Consider the following 25,574-nt stretch of genomic DNA (forward strand, 5'->3'; position numbering starts at 1 on the left):
CAGGACACGGAGGAGGTCTTCGGTGCAAATAGGCCGAATCGGTGGTCTGACCGTGGGAGCCCAGGGACTCGGGTGCGCCGGGATGAGCGAATTCTACGGGCCGACAGACGATGTCGAGTCGGCCGCCACCATCCATCGGGCCCTGGACCTGGGTGTCACACTCTTCGACACGGCCGACATCTACGGCCGGGGCGCGAACGAGAAGCTGCTCGGGCAGGCGCTCGCCAAGCGTCGTGACGAGGCGGTGATCGCCACCAAGTTCGGCCTGGTCCGCGCCGCGGACGGATTCGCAAGGACCGTGTGTGGCGATGCCGGTTATGTGCGGCGCGCGTGCGAGGAGTCACTGCGACGTCTCGGGGTGGACCATATCGATCTGTACTACCAGCATCGCGTCGATCCGGCGGTCCCGATCGAGGAAACCGTCGCGGCGATGGCCGGACTGGTTGCCGCGGGCAAGGTCCGGGAGCTGGGGCTGTCCGAAGCCGGTGCCGCGACGATCCGGCGGGCACACGCTGTACATCCCCTCGCCGCTGTCCAATGCGAGTGGTCGCTGTGGACCCGCGATCTGGAACAGGACGGCGTTCTGAGAACGTGCCGGGAACTCGGTGTGACCCTGGTAGCGGCCTCTCCTCTCGGCCGGGGCTTCCTGACCGGAAGATTCACTTCGGCGGCGGATTTCGAGCCACTGGACTTCCGCAGGGCAACGCAGCCGCGGTTCGCCGACGGGAACCTGGAACGCAACCTGGCCATCGCTGCCCGGTTGCAGGCGCTCGCGCACCGCCACGGTGTGACAGCAGCGCAGCTGGCGCTGGCCTGGGTACACCACCGTGGTGCGGACGTGGTAGCGATCCCCGGTACCAAGCGCAGAAAGTATTTGGAGGAGAATGTGATCGCGGCCGATCTCGTCCTGTCCGAATCCGAACTCGGTGATCTCTCGGCCGCGGTTCCGGCGGCTGCCGTCGCCGGAGAACGCTGCGACCCCGCGATGGCCCGCCAATTGGGCCTGTGACGGCCGCCGGTCGGTGGTCTATGACTGGCCGCCGCCGCGGATCAAACGAAGGTCACCGGCAGCGATTCAAGCGAGCGAACAGACAGGTTCATCCGCCATCGAATCGGCTCGCCGGTGAGCCGGACGGCGGGCGTGACGCGACACAACTCGTCGAGCACGATCTCCGCTTCTGTCTGTGCCAGCGTCGAACCGGGGCAGGTGTGCACCGAATAGCCGAACGCGAGGTGCCGGTCGCTACCGCGCCAGATGTCGAACCGATCGGGGTCCGGGAAGACCGCAGGATCCCGATTGGCTGCGCCCGCATGGAAGTACACGAGGCTGCCCTTGTCGATCCGTATGCCGCGCAGGATGGTCTCGGCAGTCGTCAGGCGAGAGATTCGCTGCACGGGGCTTTCGTAGCGGAGTGCTTCCTTCACGGCGCCGCGGATGAGCTGTTGATCCTGGCGCATCGCGGCGAGCTGTTCCGGATGCCGAAGCAGCAGCAGGATCCCGTTGCCGATCAGATTGCTCGTGGTCTCGAATCCGGCGAAGACCATCATCAGGCAGATCGCGACGATATCGTCATCGCTCAGTGCTGGATCGCCCGCCAGTGTGCTCAGCAGATCTTGCCGCGGCTTCTCGCGCCGGGCGTGCACCATCGGACATAGCAGGTCGCTTGTCCGTAGAACGGCTTCCATCGCGGCCTCTGCGCGAGGTAGATAGGCCTGCGGATCCGCACCGAAGAAGTCGACTATGTCCACAGCGCAGCGCTTCAGCAATCCCACCGCGTCGTCGGGGACACCGAGGATCCGCAACGTCACGTACAACGGCAGCGGCAAAGCCAGATCCGCTATTATGTCCATGCCGCCGCGTTCGACTCCCTCGCACAGCATCGACCGGGCTGCATCACGGATCAGCTGTCGGAAGCCCGCCACGGTCGCCGGTGTCATCGCCCGCGTGATCGGGATCCGCAATCGAGCATGTTCACCGTTATCGAGCATCAACGGCCAGCGGCTCAACACCTCATACAGCGGAATGAACCGGTCCCGTTCGCCTGCGGGAAACTGGGCCAGGCGCGGGCTGATTCGGTCGGCGGAGATCGCCGGGGCGGCCAGCCCGTAGCGGACGTCCGTATAGCTGGTGACGATCCAGGCCTGCAGGTGTTCGCTGAAGGTCACCGGTCGATCGTTCCGCAGCCGGCCCAGGACAGGATAGGGATCGTTTCTCGCTCCAGCGGTGAGCAAGTCGTATGCGGCGTTGGCCATATTCAGCTCCCATCTCCGAGGCGGAGTGCCCGCGGAGCCACCGGGGCAGCACCGATGCCCGCCGACAGGTAGTCGAGGTCGATGCGGACCGGTGACGCGGGTGGACCGAGTAGTGACACTGTCCGGGTGTCGTCGTACCTGCGGCGATGACTCAGCATCGCTGCGGTGGGCGACCTGTCGAGGAATGTTTCCAGTGCGGTCCGTTCGGCATGCGCCGAGGATTCCATCGTCATCTGCAACGGAGCCAGAGTTTCCATGAGGTCCATCAGCACTCGCACCGAAACGTCGTGCCCGTGCACGACATGGTACGTCGCCATCCGGCGGGGGTGCTCTGCTTCGGTCAGCCGGGCCAGGGTCTGCGCGGCGCTTTCCACCGGGACGAAGTTCAAATGCCCTTGCGGATATCCGATCACACGCACCACAGCCCGCGATGTCCCGCACAGGCGGGTAGCAGCATCTCGGATGATCTTTCCGAGGGACAACAAGGTATGCGGTGGCAGATCCGCATGCGGCGGGCGGGCGGTCACCAAGACACTGGGACGCGCCACGACCACAGCCCGGTCGTGCCGGCGAGACCAGTCCCGAACCAGCGTTTCCGCCTCGAATTTGGACTTCTCGTAGGCGTTTTCGAACCCCGCCGAACCGTTCAGTTCCGACTCGTACACCACCCCCTCGCGACGGGCTCCTGCCACGAAAGCGGTACTGACATGACACAGCAGCGGCAGGCGTTGCCCGGCCGATGCCAGCTCGAGTATGTGGCGGGTTCCGTCCACGTTGATCGGCCACAGCGATTCCAGGTCGCCGTGTAGTTCGGTGCTGGCAGCACTGTGCCAGATGACATCCACCTCGTCGGCCAGCCGGTGGAAGGCCGTGCGGGACAACCCGAGCATCGGCAACGACACATCCGACTCGACGATGCGAATCCGCCGGGGCAGCGCATCCAACAGCCGAGGCGGCTCGCCCACGAGTTCGAGAAACCTCGCGATACGATCCAGCGCCCCCGGATCGCGGACCAGAGCGACGAGATCGTGATGGCGAACCAATAACTCACGAACGAGGTGAAGACCGAGAAAACCGGTCGCACCAGTAACCGCAACAGAAGACATGAGGACCTTTGCTGACCGCCGGGCGAATCCCAGACTACCGGTTCTGCACTGCGGTCTCGGTCGGATCGGTGCGAAAACTGCCGCACCGATGCCGGTCCGAGGAGATTCGGCCCCGAGCCGGGCCGCTGTCTCGGTCGTCCCGGGAGCAATGTCTGCGAATGTGCACGCAGCCCTGCTGAAGTCGGCGCATCCGGGCGCGATCGCGGCGATGAAAGACATCTACATGGCCGAGGACATCGACAAAGCCCAACTCGCGGTGAAAGCCTTCGAAATCGACTACGGCGCAAAATATCCCACAGCGGTCGCGAAGAACGTCGATGACCTCGACGTGTTGCTCGAGTTCTACAAGTATCCGGCCGAGCACTGGATTCACCTGCGCACCACGAATCCGATCGAATCAACCTTCGCCTCAATCAGGCTCCGGACCGAGGTCACCAAGGGGCCGGGCTCGCGAGCGGCAGGAATCGCCATGGCCTACAAGGCTGCTCGAAGCCGCCCAGGCCCGCTGGCGCAAGGTCAACGCCGATGTTCCACAAGGGCAAGCTGCTCGAACGACCCCACGCCATCACACCGACGTCGACCGACCCGGCCGACACCACCGGAACGGAGGTCGCCTGAAAACTTGCCGATCCACAGGATCTGAATATTTCTCCCGATCCTGGAACGGAGCTGCTGACGTATCGTGGGAACATTCGCCGATGCCGTCACCGGCGCGGTCACGCAGGCCAACGCCGAGATCGAAGCAATGGACGCATTATGGAGCGGCGCCGCAGCAGCAGCGTTCGTAACCGGCTAGCACGAAGCCGGCCGAGGTGGTGTCGACGAGGACGCTGTGTACACTGCGGCGCAGCTGCGCGCACGGGGTCGGGGAGGTCGACCGCGGCGCGATCGGTGTCGGTGGATCGGGCGGTAGACGAGTCCCGTGACACGGCCCGCCAGGTGATCGACGAATTGCAGAGGCCGACTTCACGACGGTCAAGGACATTCAGCGGCACGAGGCCGGTGGGCCAGAGCAGTCGGCGTGGTCGGCACCCTGCTTGGCCGGTTCGCCCGGACGCCGGAGGCGGGGGCCGCTGGACACCGCACAGTCAGCTTCGGAGCGGGCTCGCGTTCCAGGTTCGGATTGTTTCCCGCCACGTGTGGTGTATCCGGTCGAGGCCGGGAAAGCCCTTGTCCGCTCTGAAACATACCGTGGCGTAGCCCTCGTAGGTGAACGAGAGTACCGCGAGCGGAGTCCCCGCAGGGGCGCACATCACCGGGTAAACAGCGGTGACGGGGCTGTCCCGAAACGCCAGGCGATGACGAAGAGTGATATGTGATGCGCCGACAGGACCACGTCGACGACCTGCGATCGTGTTCACCGTGGCACGTGCAAGCCACATGGGCACGTGGTCGATGCCGACGCGTAGCGCTGCTCGGACACACGGAGACTTCAGCGGCATGGTCGCGCGGATCGTGCTGGCTATCCGTTGCGCCGGATCGAGAGACGTTGCGGGCAGTCTGATGTGGGTAAGAGCGGTTCGATTGCCCGGCAGGTCCACCTCCTCCGGCCGGCGGATATTGGCTGGCACCGCGAAAGCCAGGTCGGGTGGGTCGGAAATATCGCTCATCGTATCCAGCCAATGCGCCAGGCTGTGGGCGATGGCCGCGATGTAGACATCGTTACGGGTTCCGTCGAAAGTCGCGGCAATCGATCCGAGCGCGTCGGCGGATACACGGCTCCAGTGAAGCGTACGATCGGGCGTTGTTCGACAGTGCGGCACATTCCACTTTCTCGCCTGCCGAACGTTGCGAACGGACATCATAAGACAACGTCCAAAGTCCGCCGCCGTGGGGAGATGTCGGGTGAAACCGTGATACACCGCTGAGGATGCCTCCGCGGGGATTTCCGGGCCGAACAGCGACTCCACCGTGTGCAGCATGCCTCCGGCGTCCTGCAGGTAGTGGTGGGCCAGATACAGCAGGGCATACTGCCGTGGGGCGTAGCCGTGGAGCAGCCACAGTCGCCAATGCGGGGCATCGTCGGGCAATTCGGTCCTGGTCAGCTCGGCGACGACACTTTCCAAGTCTTCTTGCTCACCGGGCGCCGCCCACTCTGCCACATGAACCGCGAGATCCGGGTAACAGGAGACTGTCCACCGGGTGGCTCCAGGGGGCAGATACGAAGTCAGGGCAGGTAGTACGGGTAATCGGGCGGCAATGTGGTCCCGAAGCTCGCTCAGTTCTGGAGGTCGACCGTCCATGTGGAGGACCGCGCCGACAAGCATTTGCGTATCGGGGGAGCGGGGCGGAAGCGCCCGGAATGCCCGGTCCACCGCTCCGGCGGCCGCCCCACGGGCACTGCGGATCGCGACCATCGTTCTGCCACCCCGTTCATCAGCCCGAGCCACCTTCGTAAAAGCATACGACCGGATCGCCTTCTATAGGCCCGTACCGTGTCCGTCGAACAGGCTGCCGAGTTGGAGAGCGACTACGAACGCAGTAACTTCCGCACCCGCGCTGCCTCGCGGGTGAGGTGGTCGCGCTCCGGCACGCTGGTGGCCGCGCTGGATGCCTCTGCGTATAGCTCGGCGGACTGCTCGAGGTCGCCGGCGCGTTCGAGGAGATAGGCGCGAACCGCGGCGTATCTGGGCAGGTCGGGATCCACCTTGCTCAGTTCTGCCAACCCGGCCTGCGGTCCGTCGGCCTCGCCGACCGCGACTGCGCGGTTGAGTCGCACCACCGGGCTACCTGTGAGGTGCAGCAGTTCGTCGTACCACTCCACGATCTGCACCCAGTCCGTCTCGGCGGTGCTCGGGGCATCCGCGTGCAGAGCGGCGATCGCGGCTTGCGCCTGGTATTCGCCCAGCCGGTCGCGAGCCAGCGTCGCTTGCAGAACCGCCACTCCTTCGGCGATGAGGCCGGTGTCCCAACGAGATCGGTCCTGCTCGGCGAGCGGCACGAGGCGGCCGCCCGGGCCCGTGCGCGACGCGCGGCGGACATTGTGCAGCAGCATGAGGGCGAGCAGTCCCGCGACCTCGGGCTCGTCGGTCGAGGCGGCGAGCTGACGGGTGAGGCGGATCGCTTCGGCCGCCAGGTCGATGTCCCCGCTGTAGCCCTCGTTGAAGACGAGGTACAGGACGCGCAGCACCGTCGTCAGATCGCCGGGCTGGTCGAGTGGCAGCCCCGTGATACGCCGCTTGGCCCGGCTGATCCGTTGTGCCATGGTCGCTTCGGGCACCAGATATGCCGTCGCAATCTGCCGCGTCGTCAGGCCGCCGACCGCGCGCAGCGTCAACGCGACGGCCGAACCAGGGGACAGTGACGGGTGCGCGCACAGGAAGTAGAGCCACAGTGAGTCGTCCGTGCCTGGCACCGGACCTCTCGGCGGCTCGACCTCCACGGCGAGTTCCCGTCCCCGCCGTGAGGTTTCGGCCCGGGCGGCGTCGAGGAACTTGCGCCAGGCGGCCGCGACGAGCCAGGCTTTCGCATCGCGCGGTGGATCGTGCTGCCAGCTCTCCAGCGCGCGAATCAAGGCCTCCTGCACGGCATCCTCGGCCGGCGCGAAGTCGGCTCCGCGCCGGACGAGGACACCGATCGCCGCGGGTACGAGCTCCCGCAGCAGCGACTCGTTCACTCGGTCACCGTGGGCATCGCGGTGAGGAACGGCCGCACCTCGAGCCACTCCTGGACCGGTTTCCCGCCCGCACCGGGCGCTGCGGACAGCTCGGCGGCCAGTTCGAGTGCGCGCTCGTAGGTCTCGACGTCGATCACCATCCAGCCGGCGATCAGGTCCTTGGTCTCCGCGAACGGACCGTCGGTGACCGGCGGGTGGCCCTCGCCGTCCGAGCGGACGAACGTGCCCTGCGGGGAGAGCGCCTGACTGTCGACGAACTCGCCGGTGGCCTCGAGCCTTGCGGCGAAGTCCTCCATGTACTGCACGTGGGTCGTGAGTTCCTCCGGGGTCCATTGGTCCATCTGCACGTCGTTGACCGATGCCGGTGCGCCCCGGTAATGCTTGAGCAGCAGGTATTTGGCCATCATTTTCTCCTTGGAGTCGTAGGGTCCATTCTGGCCGCGTTGACCTCAGGCGTGCTGACATTCGGCCCGCTGCCGGGTCAGCTCCTCGATCGCGGTGGGCAGGGTGGTTTCGAAGTCGATGAGCTTCACCCAGGTCGGGGTGACGACGATCCGGACCATGCCGTCGTAGAGCGAGCGGACCTCGGCCTCCCACTCGACGCGCTGCTCGGGCGTCATCTCGTAGCTGCCGTTCATCTGCAAATACTCGTCCGGGATGCCGTCGACGACGTCCAGCTCGGCCCGCCCGCGGATGAGCAGGATCTTCGGCGGGTGTGCCTCGGTGTCGATCGTCAGCGCGACCTGGGGGTTGTGACGCAGGGAGGGCAGTTTCGGGGCGTTCTTCGTGGTGCAGAGCACGATCTCCGAGCCGTTCCAGGTGAACGCGATCGGGATGTTGCGGGGTGCGCCGTCCTTGGCGACGTAGGCCAAGCGGGTCAGGTCGCGGGCTAGCAGCTCCTGGCTGATCGGGCGGTTGAGGACCTCGGTGATCTCGTGCTGTTCCATTGCTGTCGCTCCTTTGTCGGCGTCCTCGAGTGGGCCGTTCTCGGCTGCTCGTACCCCTGGGACGGAGCCGGTCCTACGTTCTCGACATCCGCAGCGACGAATTTTCGCATCTTTATCGGACCCAGCGGGGCCGGCACCTGAAGATCAGCTGACGATGGCGCCAGGGAGGCACAGCCGCAACCCCTGCTTGCCCGGCGAGACCAGCTCCCGAGGTGGAGCCCACCACCCGCTGGTCGGCCCGGCTTCCTCCCTCTGACCAGCGTCGCCATCCTCGTGGCACTACTGCCACTGCTCGAGCCGCATGCGCCAGGACGCGCGGGATTACGCGCCGGCCGCTGAGCCGAACCAGTGCGACAGCGCTTCGCGCAACGTGGCTTCGGCGGTATCGGCCGGTTCGCCGATCGTCGCGGCCCAGGCGATGTGGCCGTCCGGACGGATCAGCAGGGCGTCGGCCGGTTGATCATCGGTCTTGGCCATGCGAATCTCGACGCGGTGCGCCCATTCCCGGCTGATCTCGCAGAGCCCCTGGCGGTCGGCCAGGTCGAGGAAGACAGGCCGTCCGGCATGCATGAGTTCCGCGACGCTCGTCGTGCCCTGGTCGGTGTGCAGGGTGAGATCGGCTGCGAAGGCACCGGTCAGGGCGTGCGCGCCGGGCATTGGATAGCGGATGTCGGTGCCGCCGACCAGCGCTCCCATGCGGCGCAGAGCCGGTTCGTCGCTGAGCAATTCCTGGAAGACCTCGCGCAGCGAGTCGGCGGCCTCGTCGTGTCCGCGCCGCAGCGCCACCTGCGCACGGGTCTGCAACCGTGCCCGCGCACCGGCGAAGTGGCGTTCGTCGTGATAGGTATCCAGCAGTCCGGCCGGAGCCCAGCCCTGAACGCGGGCGGCCAGCTTCCAAGCCAGGTTGACCGAATCGAGCATGCCGACATTGAGCGCGGTGCCGGTGGCGGGCAGCAGGTGCGCCGCATCGCCGGCCAGCAGGATCCGCCTGTCCCGGTACCGTTCGGCCTGCCGATCCTTGAAGGTGAAGCGCGACAGTCGCTTCGGATCCGACATGGGGAGATCCGCGCCGAGCACGCGGCGCACGCTGTCCGCGAGCTCGGTCAGGGTCAGCGGCTCGTCATCGTCATAGTCGGCGGTCTCATCCTCGACGGTTTGCAGGAACAGACCCCCGGGGTTGGGCGCGAACGCGAACATACCGCGGTCGGTTCGGTTGAACCCGAATGGAAGCCGGCCAAGCCCGGGGATATCGATGTCGCCATTGTCGTGCACGGTGACCGAATCGCCCACACGGACCTGAGCGACCCGGTTGACCTCCGGATAGGTGGTGCCGGGGAAACTGATGCCCGCCAGGTCACGGATCCGGCTGCGGCCGCCGTCGCAGCCCACCAGGTAGTGGGCGGTCAGCTGGTACCGTCCGTCCGGCCCGCGCACCTCCGCGTTCACCGCGGCCTCGTCCTGGCTCACCCCGACCACCGTGTGGCCGCGACGGATCTCGGCGCCGAGTTCGCGGGCGCGTTCACCGAGTAGTCGTTCGATCTCCATCTGTGGAAGCGGTACCGCCCGCATCGGCGGATCCGCCAGCTTTGTGAAGTCCATATGCGTTCCGCCGAACGGGAATCGGGCGGCCACGTGCGGGTCGCTGCTGGCCGCTTCGAAGCGATCCAGAATGCCGCGGTAGTGCAGCACATCCAGGATCCGACCGGCGATGCCGCTTGCCTTCGGGACGTCTCGGGCTTCCAGGTGCTTCTCCAGCACCAGTGGCCGCACACCGGCCAGGCTCAATTCAGCGGCCAGCGTCAGCCCGGCCGGGCCGGCGCCCACGATGATCACGTCGATGTCGGTCACGCGTTACTCCCAATGTCTGCAGATTCTGGCTCAGGTCGGCAATTCTGCGGCACACCCCGGGTCTTGCCGCAAGGCCCCCGGTGGGCTATATGTTGAGAGGGGAAAGGATCGGTCACTGTCGATGACTGTGATGGCCCGCATCTCGTCCCCTTTCGCCTCTATCGCCCGCAGGTCAGCCGGGCTCGGTGGGACGCCCTGCGGTCACCGGCATCGGCGCCGCTGGACCCACACTCACGGCGAACAACAGGGCCACCGGGCTCAAGAACTCATCGACTGTTGATTACCCGTCTGAGGGCATGGATGCCGTCTTTGTGTGGTTACGCCGGCACCGAGAGCCGTGTCGCCCGCCGCAAATGCGGGCGCGGGCGGTGGCTGAGTCCGACCTCTCGGACGTGATTGCCCCGTCGCACAGGGTGTGATGGATACAATCGAAATCTCTTGTGTGGCTGTAGATCTTGGGGGAGTGTTCGTGCGGTCGTGGCGACGTTGTTTGGATGCAGCAGGGATACGGGTTGCCGCGGCGCGTGCCGACTATGTCGAGACACGGGGGCCGCCATCCTCCGCCGCCCCTATCACGACCGACTAACGACGTGCCTGCACATGACGACCCGTTCCCGTCGCATGGGTGCATCGACAAAAGCCCTGCCTGGTCACGTGGGACCGGGCAAACCGGCAGTGAGGCCGTCCTGAAGTGGCGGCAGCCATTTTTTGTGAGCAGCACCTCGCCGGCGTGGGGTGGGTTGTTGTGTTGTGTCGCTGGTTCAGTGCGGCACGTGTGTGGCTTCGGTGCGGACTGTGTCGATGACGTTTCGGGGGACGTGTTCGATGATGTCGTTGCGGGTGGTGATGATCAGTTTGTTCAGGATCGCGGTGAGTTGTGCGTCGACGGTTCTGACGGAGTTTCCTCGGCGTGCGGCGATGGCGGTATTGGTCCACCCGGCCGCCGCCAGGGTGGCGACCTGCTGTTCGGCTGGGGTCAGCAGCTGCCAGTGTGAGGTGAGGTCTTTTCCGCTGGTCTGGTTGTTCGGTGTTTTTCCGATGGACAGTGTCCCCAGTGCGAGTCGTTCCACCTCGTCGTGTTCGGGATGTAGCCGCGAGCCTCGGGCTTCTTCCGCAGTGAACGCCTCGGGGCCGAGTACCTGGCGGGCAATAGCGACGGCTTCGGCGGATTCGTCGGCGAGGGGACCCAGTTTCTCGAGGTGGACGCCGAGCCTGGCCAGTTGGGTTTTGGTTCCGCCGCTAAGTTGGGCAATTTCGGTAGCCAACGCAACGAGCGTATCGCGGTCGAGTTTTCCGGTGGCGATCGAGTCGGTGATGATCTGTGCCAGTGACCAGGTTCTGAACTGCACCGCCCACGACGCGCCCCACCGGTCACGCAGGGGGAGCAGGTATGCCAGCGCCCGCCGTTCGACTTCCAGTGCTTCGGTGGGATTGCCGTGTTTGGTCAAGGTGATCGCCCAAGACAGCTCGGCCCAGGAGATCAACAACGACGCTCCGGAAGCGTTGGCGCGGTCGAGGCTACGTCGCGCGGCCTCGTGGGCTTGTTGCGCTGTTCCGAGCAGGCCCGCCGCGAAGCCCGCCCACAAGTCGCTCACCGCTTCCGCGCCGTGGTCGCCGAGGTGATGGAACTTTTCTCGGGCCCGAGCAAGGACGCCGATCGCCCGGACATTGCGGTGGGCGAAAATCAATTCCATGCCCCACGCCAATTCGGCGGGGGCGGGCAGGCCGATATCTGTTTCGGGAGTGTGTCGCCAGTCTCTTCTGCTGTCTGGGTCGGGGATGCAGGCTGCGATACAGTCTTCGAGCATCCGTTCGGCGTCCTCGTGCTCGCCTTTGTGCACGGCGATCCCTGCGATCAGGGCCATCGCCACCATTTGGAGTTCGGTGGGTTGCGGGGTCGATGCCCGGGTGGCCTGGAGGCATCGTCCGGTCCATTGTCGTAGTTCCCGGAATGCGCCGGTGTAGAAAGGTACTCGGAGGGCGAATAGCCCTGTACAGATTTCCAGACCGACGGCGGCTTCGCCCGGTGTGGTGATGCTGGTTTCGATTGCGGTCAGGATGTTGTCCCATTCGGCGCGGGCCCAATCCAATAAATCTTGTTCGGCGGGACCGAACCAGTTGGCCGCCGCGAAGACGACCTTGTCGCGGTAGTGGCGGCGGTGTCGCCGGGCCAACCGGGCCGGTTCATCCACCTCGTCGACGGAGCGTTCACGCAGCCGCTGCTGGGCGAACACCCGCAGGCTCTCCAACAGCGAATACCGCACCGTCGTCGGCGTGATGTGCACCGTCACCAAGGAATGGTTGACAAGCCGCTCGAGCAAGCCTTCGATCTCCTGCCTGGCCAGACCCGCACCCGTGTGACTGTTCATATCGGTTTCGCTGGTGTCGTCACTGCAGATGGTTTCGATAGCGTCCAGGTCGGTTCCCATGCTGGCAGCAGCATCGTCGGCCCCGTGACTGTCTTCGGGGTTTGTGTCGTCGCCTGCAGCGAAGACCGACAGGCGGTCGAACAGCAGCCGCTCTTTATCGCTGCACAGCTCATACGACCAGGCGACAACGTCGCGGACCCCGTGATGCCGCGGGTCGGCCTCGGAGCGGGGACCGGGTGACCAGTACAGTCGTCTGTCATCAGCTCCTCCGGTGAGCCCACGCAGGATCATCGCCGGTGGTTGATGCGCCAGCCGCGCAGCCGACAACCGGATATAGAGGGGGTGATTGTGCACGTGGCGGCAAATCTTGACGGCCGTGGCGATCTGCTCGGGCTCGGCGATCGGATGGCCGGTCAGCTCGGCGCGTTGGCGGAACAGGGTCACAGCGTGCCGGCGTGATAGCGGCGGCACTGCCACGAGGTGTTCGTCAACCCATCCGATCGGTTCACGGCTGGTCGCCACAATAGTCAGCCCCGGCACGGCGTCGAGCAGTTCGGTGATCAACTCACCGACACCGGCGAGAACGTGCTCGCAGTTGTCTAATACCAGCACGCCCTGCTGGCGCCGCCGCACTGTGTCGGTGTCGGTGTGGGTGAAGGTGTCGATGAGCGACTCCCACGCCGATCGCATAGAGAAGTCGGTGTCGACCACCGATCGGGCGATCTCCTCTTCCACCGCTGCTGTACCCGAGCCCTTGGCCAGTCGCTCCAGCCGCACCCAATAGACCGGCACGCGGGTGGCCTTGTGGAAACGGCGCACGACCTCGGCCGCCAACCGGGTCTTGCCGATCCCACCTGGACCGGTCAACGTGATCAACCGAGCCGAACCCATCAGCAGGGTACTGATCTTCTCCAGCTCCGGCTCACGACCGACGAAGTTCGCGGTGGCTGTCGGTAGCCTACCGACACGATCCCGACTCCTGATCGCCACACCACGTGATCATAGTCTTCACACATCAGCCCTTCAGCCGTTGAGACCGACCCAAGTGCGTGGGAGGCGTACAACCCCGTGCGTGAAGCCCGGAACCGTCCAAGAAACTGAACACCTCAGCGGTGTACGCGGAACGATCCTTACCGACACCCCTACTACTGCGAGAACCGCTGGGATCGGTCCCGAAGTGACCCTCGACGCCGACAACAGCTGGGGCCGACGTCTATCGCCGCCGTGCCGCTGTGTGAGGCATCCGGCGGAATACCTCGTGGAGCTCGGAAAATCTAACGGTTCTCATCGGCACCTGCACTCTGGATCGCCCAACGTGCACTAACCTTCACGGTGGATGCGGCGAATCCGTTTGCGCGGGCAGGCTTTTCGCGTCAGGGCATCGGAACGACTCGGACTCCGTACCCGTTGTAGAGGCGGGGCTGGCTGGTCAGGACTCCGATGTCGAGGTTGTTGGCAACCCATACGACTGGGGCCACCAGCGGCCAGTCGGCTTGCGTACCTGTGACGGGAATGTGGGATCCGATGCGGACGGCGAGATCGGCGTCCAGGTCCACAACCTTGATCACTACGCGGCGACGTAACAGATCGGCCAGTTCACCGCTGCTGGTGTCCGCGGCTCGGGTTGCCTCCATCAGCGATACCGTCGGCACGGCAAGAAATCGCCGATCACGGGCGTAGTCATCGACCAAGACCTGCCCGAAGATCGGGGTTTCGACGAAGGAGGTCAGTGCGGTGTGGTCAGCAACGCTGCTCACGCGGCGCCCGCCGCAGATGCACGGTCTGCGGCCTTGACTCGGCGTAGCCACTCGCGGGCCTGGGCGATTTCCTCGGGTGTGTGCGCGTTGATCTTCTCGTCCAGTTCGGCGATGGTCTGCGTGCGCAGGGCATCGTCGAAGTAGGCCGGGGGCAGCAGGCCCGACTGGAGAAGTGCGGCCGGGACCACGGCGGCGATCTCCTTGCCCGCGCGGGTCACGATGATGGGCCGACCGGATTCAGCCACGTCGTTGATGACCTGGCCGAGCTGGTCACGTAGCTCGGTGAGCGGGACGCTGCGGTAGTCGGTCATATCTTCGACTGTACATCGGACTGTACAAACGAGGCAGGGTGACCTTGGCTGGCTATGCTCTGGCTCCATGCGGTAGCTGGCACTGCCCTCATCGACCCAGGCGAACCCAACGCCTGGCATTGCAGCCAGAAGTTCGCCGTCGCCAGACAGCTGAACGACGCCGGTTCCGTTCCACGAGGGGACACGGGCGATGGTGCCGGCGGCGCGGGTACGCGCAAGCCCGCCCGCCGGTCGGCGGTGTAATCGGCTTCGGCGACATCGACCGGACCGCTCACACTGGCTCGGACACCCTGGACCAGGCCGTGTTGCTCGACGTTCAAGACGCGTTTCTGCGGTGGCACAACACCGAACCTGGCTCGGTCGAGATGCCGTCGGCGTGGTTGGTCAAGGTCGTGACGAACCTTTGCCTCAACCGGCTCGATTCCGCACGCAGTCGCCGAGAGCGATACGTCGGGACGCGGTTGCCCGAGCCGGTGCTGACGCCGGACAGCGCGTTGGGGCCGCTGGAGACGGTCGAGCAACGCGACACGGTGTCGTTTGCCTTCCTCGTGCTTGCCGAGCGGCTCACCCCGAGCGAACGAGCGGTGTTGGTGCTGCGCGAGGCGTTCGGCTACAGCCATCGTGAGGTGGCCGAGTTGGTTGAGCTGTCGGGGATAGTGGCCAACCCGGACAAGCTCCGCTTCCTCGGCGACCAAGCGGCCTGGTTGTCACATTCACCGGAGGGTATCTGATTTTAGTGGTAAAAGACGAAGTCTCGAGCCAGGAGGAGCAGGGAATGACCACAACAGTTCTGGTCACCGGCGGTACCGGACGGCTCGGACGCACCCTCGTGCCGCAGCTGGCCGACGCCGGCCACGGGGTGCGCGTGCTGACTCGCAGCAAGCGCGAGCCGGCCGCGTGGGCGTGGGCGGTCGGTGATCTGCACACCGGCCGCGGAATCGCCGAGGCGGTCACCGGCGCACAGGTGATCATCCATCTGGCCACGACCAGCGGGCGGGGTGATGTGGCCGCGATGCGCACCCTGCTCGAAGCGGCGGCGCCCGGGAGACCACACCTGGTGTACATGTCGATCGTCGGAATCGAGGACGTCGCACTCGGCTACTATCGCGCGAAGCTGGCCTGCGAGCGACTGATCGAGGAGTCCGGGTTGCCGTGGACGATCCAGCGCACGACGCAGTTCCACGACCTGATCACTGCGATATGCGACACCCAGCGCGGGCTGCCGGTGACGATGATGCCGTCCAAAGTGAGCTTCCAGCCGATTGACGTTACCGACGTCGCCGATCGGCTCGTCGGCATCGCCGCGGCGTCGGCCGCGGGACGGGTGCCTGAGCTCGGCGGACCAGAGGTGCGTGACGCGGCCGAACTGGCCCGCACCTACCTCCGGGTGATCGGACGCCGCCGCGCGGTGTGGTCGATTCCCCTGCCGGGCAGGGCGATGCGAGACTTCCGTGCGGGCAACCATCTCGCCCGGGAGCACGCGGTCGGACGGACCACGTTCGATGAGTTCGTCGCCAGAATCGCGCGCGAGCGGAGCAGCCGATAAGTCGGTGGCTGCGCGCCGGTATCGGACTTCTCGCCGCGAGCCAAGTCGTCGGCACCTGGGCGTCGCTCTTCCCCGTGAGCTTCTTCTCGCTCGAAGTTGTCCGGCCTACAACGAGCACAGCTTGTAGCAAGCATCCGCAGCGGTGTAGTACGACTGTGGTGCGACAACGCCCACGTCATCCCCCGTCATTCGCCGGTTCACGTCCATCGCATTCGCGTACGCATCGCGGGCCGCCTGTGCCGCCTGCTCCACCTGCCACAGCCCGTCGAGCAACTCACGCGCCGCGGCCATCCAGTCCCTATGCTCCTCGGCGTAGGCCGCCGCTGCTTCACCCGTCCATCGCCCGCCGTGCACCAAGCCCTGCACGCGGCGCTCCAACTGATCGAGATGATCGGCGAAGAACTCCTTGAAGCCACGGGCGCGGGCGGTCACCTGGTCGATGTGATCGAGGTCGAACTCGAACTCCGCGGACATGCCGTCAGTCCAACTGCAGCGAGCTGACCGACGACGCGTTCGCGTCATCCCGATCCTGAAACGCCGACGAGGTGACACCAAGCTTCGCCGCCAGGTCGGTGAGCACGTCCCACGCATTCAGCGCGCCGTCCTGCATGTCGTCCCAACCAGCGCGGTACGCCCCGGCGGCACTGCTTCCGGGTACCGAACAGCGCCTGAACTTCCCGGTCCAACGACACCGAGCCCGACCTCAGCTGCTCGGCGACGCCATAGGCGAACCTGCCCACCGCCCTCACTTACTCTGGCACCACATGCAGCGGTGTGTCGTTTGTCGTCATGGCCTCCCCCTCCCGGCGGATCCGCCCCACCGGTGCGAGGACTGCTCGACCGGGTCCAGATCGACCACACCCCTGCGGACCTGATCGTCGTCGACGATTTTCACCGGCTGCCGATCGGGCGCCCGTATGTGACCGCGGCGATCGACGAGGCCACCCGGTGCGTCCCCGGAATGGTGATCACCTTGGAAGCACCGTCGGCGACCTCGGTCGGACTGTGCTTGGCGCACATGGCGATCGACAAACGTCCGTGGCTGGAGCGCCTCGAGGTGGAGGCGTTGTGGCCGATGAGCGGCAAACCCGCCCAGTTGTATGTGGACAACGCCTCGGAGTTCAAGAGCGAAGCCCTGCGCCGCGGCTGCGAGCAGCACGGCATCGACATCGACTACCGGCCGCCGGGGCGGCCGCACTTCGGCGGGGTGGTCGAGCGGCTGATCGGCACCATGATGACGATGCTGCACGAGCTGCCCGGCACCACCTTCTCCAACACGCGTGAGCGCGGCCTCTACGACAGCGGCGCGAAAGCCGTTCTCACCCTGGGCGAATTGCAGCGGTGGATGGCCTTGTCGGTGGCCTGCTACCACGGGCAACCACACGAAGGCCTGGGTGGGCGCACCCCGGCCGGGGTGTGGGCGGAGCGGGCCGCCGCCCAGGGCACACCGCGAACGGTGACAAATGAGACGGCGTTCCTGATCGACTTCCTTCCGGTGATCCGCCGGAGCTTGACCCGCACCGGGTTCACTGTCGATCACGTGCAGTACTACGCCGATGTGCTGCGTCCGTTGATCGCCTGCCGTGAGCACCTGGGCCGGTTCGTGTTGCGGCGCGATCCGCGCGATATCTCCCGGATCTGGGCCCTGCACCCCGAGACCGGCGACTACCTGGAAGTGCCGTATCGCACGTGGTCGCGACCGGCGATCAGCGTCTGGGAACACAGTGCCGCGATGGCGCGGCTGCGCGAGCAGGGCCGCGCCGAGATCGACGAGAACGCCCTGTTCTCGATGGTCGAGCAGATGCGCCGCATCACCGATACCGCGACCGCGACCAGCCGCAAGGCCCGACGCAACACCGAGCGCCGCACCAAGGTTCGGGCGCGCGGCCCCGCCCCGCCCGACCCACCACCGACACCGCCGGCTACCGCCGCGCCGGCGGCCGCCCAGCCGTTCGAGGTGATTGAGCAATGGTGATCGGCGAGCCGGTCGATCTGGCGCATCTGCATCCCTCGGCGCATCGGGTCGCGATGCTCCCGGCCGCGGAGCGGGTGCGTCATGTGCGCGCGGACCGCTGGATCGGCTACACCCGCGCCACCGACGCCCTCGGCCAGCTCGAGCAGCTGCTGGCGATGCCGTCCAAACAGCGGATGCCGAACCTGCTGCTGATCGGGCCGACGAACAACGGCAAGTCGATGATCATCGAGAAGTTCCGCCGCGACCATCCACCGATCTCCCACACCGACCGCGAGGAGATCCCGGTGCTGGCGGTGCAGATGCCGTCCGAACCCAGCGTGCTCCGCTTCTACGTAGCCCTGCTATCGGCCCTCGGCGCGCCGGTGCGGCCCCGGGCCCGCCGGCTGGCCGATCTCGAAGAGCTCGTATTGCGGCTGTGCCGGGCGTGCGGGGTGCGGATGCTGGTGATCGACGAGCTGCACAACGTGCTCGGCGGACGCAGCAACGTGCAGCGCGAATTTTTGAACCTGCTGCGGTTTCTGGGCAACAGCCTGCGCATCCCGCTGGTCGGGGTCGGCATCGTGACGCCTACCTGGCGATCCGCTCCGACGACCAGCTCGAGAACCGGTTCGCCCCACTGGCGCTGCCGCGCTGGGAACCCGGGGACGAAGCGTGCACGCTGCTGGCCAGCTTCGCGGCCGCGTTCCCGCTGCGGCGCCCCTCGCCGATCGCGAGCCAGGAGATGGCGAGCTATCTGCTGACCAGGTGCGAGGGCACGATCGGGGAACTGTCCACGCTGCTCGCCGATGCCGCGGTCGCGGCGATCGAGACCGGAGAGGAAGCGATCAACCAGCGCACTCTGCTGCTGGCCGGATATGCGGGCCCGACCGAGCGCCGGCGGACCTTCGAACGCGAACTCACATGAACGCCCCACCACGGTGGCCGCTGCACCCGGCGCCCGGTGAGCTGGAGTCGCTCTCGTCGTGGCTGGCGCGCATCGCCGGCCTGTACGGGCTGCCGGTGCGGGAGCTGCTGGGCCCGAATCTCGGTGTGATCGCCGAGATTCCGGACTATCTCGACGAGGACCCACCACCAGCGCTGTTGCCCGCGGTCGCGCACGCCAGCGGTGTGCCGCTCGCGCGGTTGAAGGCGATGACACTTCCCGGGTGGGTGCCGTGGCTGTTCGACAGCTTCCCGATGCCCGAGTCCGACGGTGAGGAAACCTTCTACACCTACGTGCGCCAGCACTCGGTGCTGCTCGCCCCCGGTGAAGCCACCCGATTCGAGGTGACCCGGCGCCGCGCTTGGCGCGGCCCGTGGATCCCCGAAACCCGAATGACCCGGTCGTGCCCGCTGTGCACCGCAGAGCCCGAACCGCGGCGCGCCTGGGTGTGGGACCTGCCGTTGACTGTCGGCTGCACCATCCACCGGCGACGGCTGCTCTCGCGGGAGGAACTGCTCGGAGTGCAGCTGGCCGGATCCGATGTCGTCGGAGCCCCATTGCCCGAACCCCTTGCCACGCTGGAGAACTACACCCACCAGGCCCTGACCACCGGTGCGGTCGCGCTACCGGGCAGGCGCATCCACGCCGGGGTGTGGTTTCGACTGCTGCGCACCCTGCTCGACGAACTGAGCCTGTCCTCGGCCGCCCTGCGCAAAGGGTCTGCCCGCACCCTCGCCCAGGTATGGGAGACCGCCGAGCTGACTCCGCGCGCCGGAATGAGCATATGGCAGCCTTACGAACGGTTGCCGTGGTCACGCCAGGAAGACCTGCTCACCGCGGCCGCCGTCGCCCTGGACCTGGCCGCGCACCGGCGCCTGCGCCCGGGAGGAACCCTCGCAGCGCTACTGATCCCGCCGGCATCCGGGCAGGTCTACCCCGGCGACGAACCGCGCCGGGCCCGCGCCCGGTGGCCCGAGATCAAGCATCTGCGCCGTCCTGCCGAGTTCCGTGAGCTGATCGCCGAGCTTGAGCGCGCGGTGCGCGCCGACCCCAACACCGCCCGCCAGGTGCTGGGCTTCCTGGTCCACCACGATCCGAGCCCGGCCAACCTCGACCGTGAGCGAAAGATGCTGATCCGAACCTCGGGAATACCACCGGATTTCGTGCGGACCCGCGCCGAGACCGAAGCCTTGCTGGCCTTGCACGGGTACGAACCCGACGAGATCGCTCGCGTGCTCACCGAATTCGCCCAGCAGGCCGCACTAAGTGGGCCCCACGGCCCGGCCGCGGATCTATTCATTCCCGAGGATCTGGTGCAGCTACGCGCCCGGCTGGAGCAGTGAATCCTCGGCACGCGGCCCGGATCGGGGGCGGCCGCCGATGCTGGCGGGATCGAGGTGGCCGTAGAGGGTGCCGCGTCTGACGCCGAGGATCTCGGCGATCTGGGCGACGGTGTGGCGGCCCTCGTCGTAGAGGCGCTGGGCCTGCTCGATCTGGTGGCTGGTGAGTTTCGGCCGGCGACCGCCCTTGCGCCCGCGGGACCGGGCGGCTTCGAGACCGTCGCGAGTGTTGGCCACGATCAACTCACGCTGCAACTCCGCGAGCACGCTGAGCATGCCGAACATCGCGCGGCCCTCGGCGGTGTCGGTGTCGATGCCCTGCTCCACGACCCGCAGGCCGATGCCGCGCTCGCGCAGGTCGGCTCCGAGGGTGATCAGGTGCAGCACCGAGCGGCCGAGCCGGTCCAGCCGTGTGATCACGATGGTGTCGCCAGTGCGGGCGAGCGCGAGTACCAGGTCGAGCTTCGGCCGTGAGGATTTCGCGCCGGAGGCAGTGTCGATGTGGATGTTGGTTTCCTCCACCCCGGCGCGGCGCAGCGCGTCGATCTGGTGGGCGGGATTCTGGTCGGCGGTCGAGACCCGCCCGTAGCCAATCAACATGATGTCGAAAATAGCCGAATTACATGGTTTTTCGACGTTGATTTCCGGCACGGGTTTCCAACACTCATGTTCTGGCGATTCCCCGACCGGTTGCCGGTTGTCGGCAAACGATCGTTTGCCGACAACCGGTTCGGGTTCGATCTTCAACGCGGCTTACGGTCGAGCTCGGCGACCACGCGGACCGCCTCGGCGACAGTTCGGAAGTCCTTGCGCAGGATGCTGCCGTGGTTGCTGGGGACCTTCGCGTGGATCTCGATGTTCGGGTTGCGTTCGACGACCTTGTCCAGGCTGGCTCGGATGCGTTCCTGCTGGTCGCCCTTGCTGCCGAGCGAGGACCCCGAAGCATTCACGTAGCGGGTCGGGACGCTGATGTTGTCCATCACCGGGCCCAGCACACGCTCGCGGGCGATCTCGCCGGCCTCGATGTTGCTGTCGGCCATCTGCTCGGCGGTCATCCGCGCGCCCCGACCCGTCGCGCGCATCAGCGGCATCAACCAGCCCAGTCGCCGCCACAGTTTCCGCATGCCCTCGATATCGACCTCGTCGATCCAGTCGTGCGGTTGGGCGCCCTCGACCAGAACCGCGCCCACGGTCCGGTCGGGGTTGCGGCTGGCCCAGTGCGCCGCAACGAAGGCCCCGTAGGACCAGCCGATCACCAGCGCCCGCTGCACACCTCTGGCCGCGAGCACGGTGTCGAGGTCGGCGACGTTGGTTTCGAACGAGTAGTCCGCCGAGGTCCCCGACTTGCCGCGGGCCCGCATGTCGTAGGTGATGTGGCGCCAGCCCGGCCCCAGCTCGGTGATGACATGCCGCCAGTACTTCTGGGTGGCGACGTGGCCGTTGACATAGAGCACCGGGATGCCGGGACCGCCGGTGTCGGTCACGGCCAACGCCGTGTCATCGACCGGCACCATCCCAGTCCAGGTCGAATCGGTCGAGGCAACGCTGTTGGTCCGCATGTGTTTTCTCCTGGTTTTGCTGGGTGAATCGCTCTTTCCTGACACTGGAAACGCTACGTAGCTTTCCAATACTGAGCAATCAATGCGGCAGCGCTAGTTCGCCATAAGCACAGCTAGATACACACATATTGTTGCGATAGCTATGAAGATAACGCAACGACAGGCGGTGGTTTCGTTGCGATGAGTAAGCCCGAGTCACTACAGTGGCGGCATCACGAACGAAGGAGACCGTCATGTCGGGAGGCAGGCTCACCCAGGCCGAACGCAGACAGATCGCCCTGGGACTGGCCGACAACCTCCCCTACGCGGCGATCGCCCGGCGTCTGGATCGTCCGACCTCGACGATCACGCGGGAGGTAATGCGAAACGGCGGCCCCGCGTCCTACCGTTCCGACCTCGCCCAACGCGCCACCGAACGCCGCGCCCTACGGCGCGCACAGCCCGGGCCGCGGGAGCGGCCATCCCCAGCACCCGGCCGCGGACGCGATGCCGAATCCGTCCGCGACTACGAGGAAACGTTCACCACCATGCTCATGCAACAGGGCATGCCCAGAACGACAGCCCGGGTGCTGACCTGTCTTTTCACCGCGGACACCGGCAGTCTCACCGCACCCGAAGTCGTCGGGCGACTCCAGATCAGCCCGCCGTCGGTCTCCAAGGCGATCAAATTCCTCGAACTCCAGGGCCTGGTCCGCCGCGAAACCGATGAACGCCGCCGCGTGCGCTACATCGTCGACGACAACGTCTGGTATCAGGCGACGATCGACAGCGCCCGCGGCATGGCCGAGGTCGCCGAGATCACCCGCCAAGGCGTCGAGATCTTCGGCCACGGCACCCCGACCGCCACCCGTCTGGCGAACATGGCCCGCTTCAGCGACTTCATCAGCGAAAGTATCCTGCGAGCCGCGGCGCAGAGCCGCGAGATCCTCCACCCGAATACCGCGACGAGTTCGAAGGCTACGGAGACGCGGTAGTCGGACGAACCTGAGTTTGGGCGTGAAGGCGGCTACTCACTTGTCTCCCTCATCTGAAAATCGTTGATCGCCCGCCCGCGCTGAAAAGGACTCCGAACATCGCAGAAGAGGACTTCGAACATCGACACTCGTCGACGGCTGCGTCGATCACTTCTCGTGCTTGTTCTCGAAATCCGCGCTGCTGGACAGCATTTCCAGCAGCTCGTGTGCTTTTCCCAGCACGGCGAGGGCCTTGTCCTTGCACGCCAACTCTTCCCGAGTGCGCGCGAGCTCGGCTTCCAACTTCTCCGCCCGTTTATCGGATTCGGTTTTCGTCGGCTTCGGCCCGGTCGGCCTAGCGGACAACGCATTCAACGCGCCCGCGTCCCGGGCACGGCGCCACTCGATCACATGCGAGTGATACATCCCCTCCCGGCGCAGCAACGCACCCCGAGCTCCCGGCTCGGTCAACAGCTCGTATTCGGCCACGACCGCCAGCTTGTACTCCGGCGTAAACGACCGCCGCTTCGGCCGGCCACCTGCGCGACAGCGGCATCGCCGAAGTCGTGTCCGCGGTGGTGGCATCAGCGATGAGCCGCGACCCCCGCGAACGGCCGTCCGCGGCGGAGGATTCAGTCAAGACTCTGGGCGACAATGGCTGGTTTGTGTCCGGAGTTCTGCGGCTACTGACACCTGGCCGGCTGCGCGATCGCGGCCGCCGTCCCGGCGAGGCCGCCGCCGACGACCAGGACTTTGTGTACGGCAGTCACTGGGACTCCTTTGTCGGGGTCGGTGGGGTCGTCGATGACCGCCACCGTACAACCGAGGCTGTCCAGGACTCGCTGCTGCGCTTCGCTGACCACGCGCCCGTTGGTGTCGACCGGGCGGATGCTGTGCACCGCCGAGCGCTGCGGTGGTATTGAACCGAAACTATTGGGTTTCCTCCAGGGTCGTGTAGCGGACGTGCGGCGCGCGGAAGTAGCCGCGGACGGTGTCGGGCTGGCGTTGGCGGCGATGCAGGAACCGGCGGGTTTCCCGGGCGAGGTCGTCGGTGGAGCGGGCGCGGGCGGCGTGGACGTGCCGTTCGACGTCGGCATTGAGGATCTCGTCTGGGTTGAGTTCGGGGCTGTAGCCAGGCATCAGGTGCAACTGGACGCGGTGGGCGTTTTCGGCCAGCCACGCAGTCACGGCCTTGCTGCGGTGCACCGGGTGTCGGTCGGCGATCACATGGACCTTGCATCCGGCTTGACGGGCCAGCCGATCCAGGAACGTAATGAAGACCTTCGCTGTGAACCGGCCGGTGAACACCGAAAACCACAGTGCGCCACGAAAAGCGATGGCAGACATGATATTCACACGCAGGCGCTTGCTGTTGACCCGCACCAGCGGAGTGCTGCCCCTCGGTGCCCAGGACCGGCCGGGTGGAGCGGTGTCGCTGCGCAACCCGCACTGATCAGTCCACGCCACCACAGCGTTCTCGCCGCGGGCGCGTGCGACGATGGCGGGATACTCGACCTCCAGCCACTCGGCCACCTTCTCCGATTTCTGCCGGTAGGCCCGCCGCGCCGGGCGTTGCGGAGTGAACCCGTGGCGGCGCAGCCACTTGCCCACGCCCTGCTCGGTCATGACGACGCCGACGACCATGCGGATCAGCTCGGCGACCAGGACACGGGTCCACAACGGACCGCCGATCAACAACTCCTCAGGGGTGTAGTCGGCCATCGCGGTGAACAGCACCGCGCGGTCCTCGGCACTGATCGCCTCGCCCCGCCCGGTACGCGACTTGACCGGAGCGGCAAGCGATTCCCGCCCGCCAGCCTGGTACTTACGCCACCAGGTCCCCACCGACCGCTGCGAGACCCCGAACATCTCGGCAGCCTCGCGGTAGCCGCTCACCCGTCCCGACTCCAGCGCGGCCACCACCCGCAGCCGCACCACCTCCTGCGCAGCAGGCGACAACCGCCGCAGGTCCACATCACTCACACACGCTCAACGAACAAGGCAACGAAGAAGTTTCGGTTCAAATACTTGACACTCGAAGAAGATATTCTTTCCCGCCTGCGTCGTGCCCGAGAGGAGGGTTGGCGAGGCGAGATCGAGGGTCTCGAACTGCCCCTCACATTCCTTCGAGGCAAACGAGCCCAGACGCAGCGGAGACTTCTTCGACGGTCGGGCAGGTCGAGATCGGGATGCCGTCACCACCGCCGCGCCACTGAGTTGGAGGTCTCGGAGTCACCTCGGCCGAAGTCGGACAGGACTCGTCCCACGTGAAGCCACTGGAATCGACGCCTGCACGCGATAGGTGGGCGGTGCCGCCGACGCGACTTCTAGATCTTCAGCAATCCGTGGTGCTGTTCCACAGCTTTGATGGTGCGTTCGATGTCGCCGGCGATGATGGATTCGACAAGTTCGCTGTGGATGGCTACCCGGTGTTGGTAGTAGCCGGCGTCATCGGTGGGAGTTTCGGCGTCGGCGTGTGCCGACAGATCCTTGATGCAGGCTGTCATGCTCAGGTAGACCGCGCGGGCCATGTGGTTGGTGGTGATCTCGGCGATGCGTTCGTGTAGTTGCCAGTTGGCGCGCATGAACGCGTCGACGTCGGAGGTCGACTGCTTGAGCTTGGAGAGCAAGGTGCGCAAGGCGACGATGTCGTCGGCGTCGCGGTGACGTGCCGCGTCGGTGTCGACGAGGAGTTCGAGGGCGTCGCGCACGGCGATGGCGTCGGCGACAGTAGTCGGTTGCTCGCGGACGGTCAGTAGGGTGTGTCGCAGACGAACGACGGGGCTCAGGTTGGCCACGAACAGTCCGCCGCCGCGCCCGGGCCGGATTTCGATGTTGCCCCGGTCGGCAAGCAGGCGAACCGCTTCGCTGACGGTGGAGCGCGCGAAGCCGGTCTGTTCGCGCAGTTCATCCATGGTGCCGACCCAGTCGCCCGCGCTGAGGCCACGATCGATGATCATCTGGGCGATGTTCGCCGCAAGTGCTTCTGCTCGTGTCTGTACCCCGTTAACCACTCGGGTAATTTACCAGAGATCGACATGATTCTGCAGTATTCGGACATTTAAACCTGAA

Annotated in this window: 26 protein-coding genes and 1 pseudogene; 10 read left to right on the plus strand and 17 right to left on the minus strand. The window is 66.1% G+C overall.

All coding sequences use genetic code 11. The annotated features are described in order from the left end of the window. Positions 1 to 22 precede the first annotated feature (22 nt). Complete coding sequence (locus OHB12_RS03870) at positions 23 to 1,009, plus strand: aldo/keto reductase (protein WP_442799959.1); 987 nt, start codon at positions 23 to 25, stop codon at positions 1,007 to 1,009. Positions 1,010 to 1,050: 41 nt separating this feature from the next. Here the strand turns inward: OHB12_RS03870 and OHB12_RS03875 are convergent, their stop codons facing one another. Both OHB12_RS03875 and OHB12_RS03880 read right to left on the minus strand, forming a co-directional pair. Continuing rightward, the gene (locus OHB12_RS03875) at positions 1,051 to 2,166 is read right to left on the minus strand and encodes a cytochrome P450 (protein ID WP_327116204.1); all 1,116 of its coding nucleotides are present in this window, start codon (positions 2,164 to 2,166) and stop codon (positions 1,051 to 1,053) included. Between the two features lie 89 nt (positions 2,167 to 2,255). Continuing rightward, a complete protein-coding gene (locus tag OHB12_RS03880) occupies positions 2,256 to 3,578 on the minus strand; it encodes an SDR family oxidoreductase (RefSeq protein ID WP_327116206.1) in 1,323 nt (440 codons plus the stop codon). Between OHB12_RS03880 and OHB12_RS03885 the strand changes: the two are divergent. Further along, positions 3,514 to 3,977: pseudogene (locus OHB12_RS03885) on the plus strand (transposase); the annotation flags it as partial. The gene OHB12_RS03880 and the pseudogene OHB12_RS03885 overlap by 65 nt on opposite strands. 470 nt (positions 3,978 to 4,447) lie before the next feature. On the opposite strand, the gene OHB12_RS03890 reads toward OHB12_RS03885, so the two are convergent. The 8 genes from OHB12_RS03890 to OHB12_RS03925 form a co-directional block, all read right to left on the minus strand. After that, positions 4,448 to 5,716 carry a wax ester/triacylglycerol synthase domain-containing protein gene (locus OHB12_RS03890; RefSeq protein ID WP_327116208.1) on the minus strand — a complete coding sequence of 423 codons (1,269 nt, stop codon included), beginning with the start codon at positions 5,714 to 5,716 and terminating at the stop codon, positions 4,448 to 4,450. 113 nt (positions 5,717 to 5,829) lie between these two features. Then, entirely contained in the window at positions 5,830 to 6,975 is a 1,146-nt protein-coding gene (locus tag OHB12_RS03895) for an RNA polymerase sigma factor (RefSeq protein ID WP_327116210.1), read from the minus strand. Then, positions 6,972 to 7,379: a YciI family protein gene (locus OHB12_RS03900; RefSeq protein ID WP_327116212.1), complete on the minus strand. Its 408-nt coding sequence runs from the start codon at positions 7,377 to 7,379 to the stop codon at positions 6,972 to 6,974. Before OHB12_RS03900 ends, OHB12_RS03895 begins: the two co-directional genes overlap by 4 nt. A 45-nt stretch (positions 7,380 to 7,424) precedes the next feature. Further along, positions 7,425 to 7,922, minus strand: coding sequence for a pyridoxamine 5'-phosphate oxidase family protein (locus tag OHB12_RS03905; RefSeq protein ID WP_327116215.1), 498 nt, complete (start codon positions 7,920 to 7,922; stop codon positions 7,425 to 7,427). Positions 7,923 to 8,243: 321 nt separating this feature from the next. Further along, positions 8,244 to 9,770, minus strand: a complete 1,527-nt coding sequence (locus OHB12_RS03910) for an FAD-dependent monooxygenase (protein WP_327116217.1) — start codon at positions 9,768 to 9,770, stop codon at positions 8,244 to 8,246. A gap of 761 nt (positions 9,771 to 10,531) precedes the next feature. Beyond that, positions 10,532 to 13,129, minus strand: coding sequence for an AAA family ATPase (locus tag OHB12_RS03915; protein WP_327116219.1), 2,598 nt, complete (start codon positions 13,127 to 13,129; stop codon positions 10,532 to 10,534). Between the two features lie 383 nt (positions 13,130 to 13,512). Beyond that, positions 13,513 to 13,896: a hypothetical protein gene (locus tag OHB12_RS03920; protein WP_327116221.1), complete on the minus strand. Its 384-nt coding sequence runs from the start codon at positions 13,894 to 13,896 to the stop codon at positions 13,513 to 13,515. Further along, a complete protein-coding gene (locus OHB12_RS03925) occupies positions 13,893 to 14,207 on the minus strand; it encodes a type II toxin-antitoxin system Phd/YefM family antitoxin (RefSeq protein WP_327116223.1) in 315 nt (104 codons plus the stop codon). Before OHB12_RS03925 ends, OHB12_RS03920 begins: the two co-directional genes overlap by 4 nt. Before the next feature lie 305 nt (positions 14,208 to 14,512). Between OHB12_RS03925 and OHB12_RS03930 the strand changes: the two genes are divergently transcribed. Both OHB12_RS03930 and OHB12_RS03935 read left to right on the plus strand, forming a co-directional pair. Then, positions 14,513 to 14,938 (plus strand): sigma factor-like helix-turn-helix DNA-binding protein, encoded by a 426-nt coding sequence (locus tag OHB12_RS03930; RefSeq protein ID WP_442799960.1) that lies wholly within the window; start codon positions 14,513 to 14,515, stop codon positions 14,936 to 14,938. A gap of 44 nt (positions 14,939 to 14,982) precedes the next feature. Further along, positions 14,983 to 15,753 carry an SDR family oxidoreductase gene (locus OHB12_RS03935; RefSeq protein ID WP_327116225.1) on the plus strand — a complete coding sequence of 257 codons (771 nt, stop codon included), beginning with the start codon at positions 14,983 to 14,985 and terminating at the stop codon, positions 15,751 to 15,753. A gap of 105 nt (positions 15,754 to 15,858) precedes the next feature. On the opposite strand, the gene OHB12_RS03940 is transcribed toward OHB12_RS03935, so the two are convergent. Further along, positions 15,859 to 16,227, minus strand: coding sequence for a WXG100 family type VII secretion target (locus OHB12_RS03940; RefSeq protein ID WP_442799961.1), 369 nt, complete (start codon positions 16,225 to 16,227; stop codon positions 15,859 to 15,861). A gap of 4 nt (positions 16,228 to 16,231) precedes the next feature. Beyond that, a complete protein-coding gene (locus tag OHB12_RS03945; RefSeq protein WP_327116227.1) occupies positions 16,232 to 16,363 on the minus strand; it encodes a hypothetical protein in 132 nt (43 codons plus the stop codon). 213 nt (positions 16,364 to 16,576) lie between these two features. Here OHB12_RS03945 and OHB12_RS03950 point away from each other — a divergent pair, with 213 nt between their 5' ends. Genes OHB12_RS03950 through OHB12_RS03965 form a run of 4 tightly spaced genes read left to right on the plus strand, consistent with a single transcriptional unit; the run spans position 16,577 to position 19,993 of the window. Further along, positions 16,577 to 17,728: a Mu transposase C-terminal domain-containing protein gene (locus OHB12_RS03950; protein WP_442799962.1), complete on the plus strand. Its 1,152-nt coding sequence runs from the start codon at positions 16,577 to 16,579 to the stop codon at positions 17,726 to 17,728. Next, entirely contained in the window at positions 17,722 to 18,468 is a 747-nt protein-coding gene (locus OHB12_RS03955) for a TniB family NTP-binding protein (RefSeq protein ID WP_327116229.1), read from the plus strand. The genes OHB12_RS03950 and OHB12_RS03955 overlap by 7 nt, the downstream gene beginning before the upstream one ends. Further along, positions 18,450 to 18,632 (plus strand): hypothetical protein, encoded by a 183-nt coding sequence (locus OHB12_RS03960; RefSeq protein WP_327116231.1) that lies wholly within the window; start codon positions 18,450 to 18,452, stop codon positions 18,630 to 18,632. Before OHB12_RS03955 ends, OHB12_RS03960 begins: the two co-directional genes overlap by 19 nt. Further along, on the plus strand, positions 18,629 to 19,993 hold the full coding sequence (locus OHB12_RS03965; protein WP_327116233.1) for a TniQ family protein: 1,365 nt from the start codon (positions 18,629 to 18,631) through the stop codon (positions 19,991 to 19,993). The genes OHB12_RS03960 and OHB12_RS03965 overlap by 4 nt, the downstream gene beginning before the upstream one ends. Here OHB12_RS03965 and OHB12_RS03970 read toward each other — a convergent pair. Together OHB12_RS03970 and OHB12_RS03975 are read right to left on the minus strand one after the other, a co-directional pair. Further along, a complete protein-coding gene (locus tag OHB12_RS03970) occupies positions 19,970 to 20,590 on the minus strand; it encodes a recombinase family protein (protein WP_327116235.1) in 621 nt (206 codons plus the stop codon). The two genes, OHB12_RS03965 and OHB12_RS03970, sit on opposite strands and share 24 nt — an antisense overlap. Before the next feature lie 143 nt (positions 20,591 to 20,733). Beyond that, a complete protein-coding gene (locus tag OHB12_RS03975) occupies positions 20,734 to 21,549 on the minus strand; it encodes an alpha/beta fold hydrolase (RefSeq protein ID WP_327116237.1) in 816 nt (271 codons plus the stop codon). Positions 21,550 to 21,782: 233 nt separating this feature from the next. Between OHB12_RS03975 and OHB12_RS03980 the strand changes: the two genes are divergently transcribed. Further along, entirely contained in the window at positions 21,783 to 22,523 is a 741-nt protein-coding gene (locus tag OHB12_RS03980; protein WP_327116239.1) for a GbsR/MarR family transcriptional regulator, read from the plus strand. A 147-nt stretch (positions 22,524 to 22,670) separates the two neighbouring features. On the opposite strand, the gene OHB12_RS03985 is transcribed toward OHB12_RS03980, so the two are convergent. Then, complete coding sequence (locus OHB12_RS03985; RefSeq protein ID WP_327116241.1) at positions 22,671 to 22,991, minus strand: hypothetical protein; 321 nt, start codon at positions 22,989 to 22,991, stop codon at positions 22,671 to 22,673. A gap of 101 nt (positions 22,992 to 23,092) precedes the next feature. On the opposite strand from OHB12_RS03985, the gene OHB12_RS03990 reads away from it, so the two are divergent. After that, complete coding sequence (locus OHB12_RS03990; RefSeq protein ID WP_327116243.1) at positions 23,093 to 23,425, plus strand: hypothetical protein; 333 nt, start codon at positions 23,093 to 23,095, stop codon at positions 23,423 to 23,425. A 7-nt stretch (positions 23,426 to 23,432) separates the two neighbouring features. On the opposite strand, the gene OHB12_RS03995 is transcribed toward OHB12_RS03990, so the two are convergent. Then, positions 23,433 to 24,485 carry an IS630 family transposase gene (locus OHB12_RS03995; RefSeq protein ID WP_327116245.1) on the minus strand — a complete coding sequence of 351 codons (1,053 nt, stop codon included), beginning with the start codon at positions 24,483 to 24,485 and terminating at the stop codon, positions 23,433 to 23,435. A gap of 344 nt (positions 24,486 to 24,829) precedes the next feature. After that, positions 24,830 to 25,516, minus strand: coding sequence for a FadR/GntR family transcriptional regulator (locus OHB12_RS04000; protein WP_327116247.1), 687 nt, complete (start codon positions 25,514 to 25,516; stop codon positions 24,830 to 24,832). Positions 25,517 to 25,574: the final 58 nt, after the last annotated feature.

This window comes from Nocardia sp. NBC_01730, assembly GCF_035920445.1.
Lineage (GTDB): Bacteria > Actinomycetota > Actinomycetes > Mycobacteriales > Mycobacteriaceae > Nocardia.